Annotated in this window: 1 protein-coding gene; it reads right to left on the reverse strand. The window is 66.8% G+C overall.

Features of this window, described 5'->3' with window-relative positions:
- Nucleotides 1-1,641 (reverse strand): thiamine pyrophosphate-binding protein (locus tag IC66_RS0138785; RefSeq protein WP_038951131.1); only part of this gene is annotated, 1,641 nt, incomplete at its 3' end.
- Nucleotides 1,642-2,187: the final 546 nt, after the last annotated feature.

Here is a 2,187-nt window from a genome sequence, read left to right on the forward strand (position 1 = left end):
GAAGTCCTTGCCGACCGAAATCGCGCGCGGATCGATGATGCAGTGGAGGATCGACGGCTTGCCGGAGGCGAGCGCGCGCTCGAACGCCGGCGCGAATTCCTCGGTGCGTTCGACCCGCTCGCCATGGCCGCCGAACGCCTTCGCGTACATCGCAAAATCGGGGTTCTTGAGCTGGGTGCCGACGACGCGGCCGGGATAGTCGCGCTCCTGGTGCATGCGGATGGTGCCGTATTGCGAATTGTCGACCACGATCACGACCAGCGGCGCGTCATACTGCACGGCGGTTGCGAACTCCTGACCGTTCATCAGGAAGCAGCCGTCACCGGCAAAGGCGACGACGGTGCGATCCGGATATTGCCGCTTGGCCAGCACCGCCGCCGGCACGCCGTAGCCCATCGAGCCCGAGGTCGGCGCCAGCTGCGAGGCAAAGCTGTGGAAGCGGTGATGACGATGGATCCAGCCGGCATAATTGCCGGCGCCGTTGCAGACGATGGCGTCCTTCGGCAGGCGGTCGCGCAGCCAGGTCATGACCTGCCCGTACTGGAACGTGCCCGGCAGCTCGCGCGCCTTCTCGGTCCAGGCGAGGTAATCGGCGTGCGCCTTGGCGGCCTCGCCCTTCCAGGCCACCGCGCCTGAAGGCTTCAGCGTCTCGACGGCGGCGGCAAACGCCGCGGGCGTCGCCTGGATCGCCAGCGCCGGCTGATAGACGCGGCCGAGTTCTTCGGAGCCCGGATGCACGTGGATCAGCTTCTGCTGCGGGTTCGGAATGTCGAGCAGCGTGTAGGACGAGGACGGCATCTCCGACATGCGGCCGCCGACGAGGAGAACGACATCGGCGTTGTCGATGCGCGCCTTCAGGCCCGGGCTCGGCCCGATGCCGAGATCGCCGGCATAATGCGAATGGTCGGCATCGATCAGCGAGGCCCGGCGGAACGAGGTTGCGACCGGCAGGTCGAAGCGCTCGGCAAAGCGGGCAATGCTCTTGGTGGCGTCATCGGTCCAGCGCGAGCCGCCGAGGATGACGAGAGGCGCCTTGGCGGTCGCGAGCATGGCGCCGAGCTTTTCGATATCGGCCGGCGCGGGCCAGCTCACGGCAGGCTCGATGCGCATGGCATCGGCTACGGCGGCGGTCTCGGTCAGCATGTTCTCGGGAAGCGAGATCACGACGGGACCGGGACGGCCCTGCATGGCGACGCGGAAGGCGCGCGCCACCAGCTCCGGAATGCGATCGGGACGATCGATCTCGACCGCCCATTTCGCCATGGTGCCGAACACCGCCTTGTAGTCCAGCTCCTGGAACGCCTCGCGCTCGCGCATGCCGGTGTCGACCTGGCCGACGAACAGGATCATCGGCGTCGAATCCTGCATCGCAATGTGGACGCCGTGGCTGGCATTGGTCGCGCCGGGACCGCGGGTGACGAAGCAGATGCCGGGCCGGCCCGTGAGCTTGCCGTAGGCCTCCGCCATCATCGCCGCGCCGCCCTCGGCGCGGCAGATCATGACGTCGATCGGGCTGTCATGCAGCGCATCGAGCGCGGCCAGATAGCTCTCGCCCGGCACGCAGGTGACGCGCTCGACGCCTTGGGCGACGAGCTGATCGATCAGGATCTGGCCCCCGGTGCGGCTGTTGCGGATGGTCATGACGGCTCCTCAAGGCTTTGGCGATGCGTACTTATTCGGAGACTGCGTAGGACAGGCCCGGTGGGCACGCAAGATCGAAAGGCTTCTCCTAGCCTGCGCAGACGTCATGCCCGTCGGTGCCGTTTGCACGACCGCCCATTCGTCGGGCTTGATGGAAGGATGGCGGTCGACATAACGCCGCCAGTGTGTCCCGGACGCGCCGCGACGCGCATAGCGCGTCGAAGACGCGCGTGAACGCGCTTATGGCGTTGCGGCGCAGAGCCGGGACCCAGAAGGCGGCACGGCACGCGGCGACATGGGCCCCGGCTTTGCAGCGCACCACCCCGGACGATGCTGCGCATCGCCGGGCCGCTGCGCTGCGTCCGGGGCACGAGCGGAGTTTGGCGCTCTCTCCTCGTCATTACGAGGAGCTCTTGCGACGAAGCAATCCAGAATCCCTCCGCGGAGAGAAGCTGGATTGCTTCGAGCAGCCGGTGGCATTGCAGCTCTCCAACGTGCATTTCAAGTTTCAGTGCCGTAGCAACCATTAAAGCACGCCCGATTTCC

Source organism: Bradyrhizobium genomosp. III (assembly GCF_000261705.1).
Taxonomy (GTDB): Bacteria; Pseudomonadota; Alphaproteobacteria; order Rhizobiales; family Xanthobacteraceae; genus Bradyrhizobium; species Bradyrhizobium ottawaense.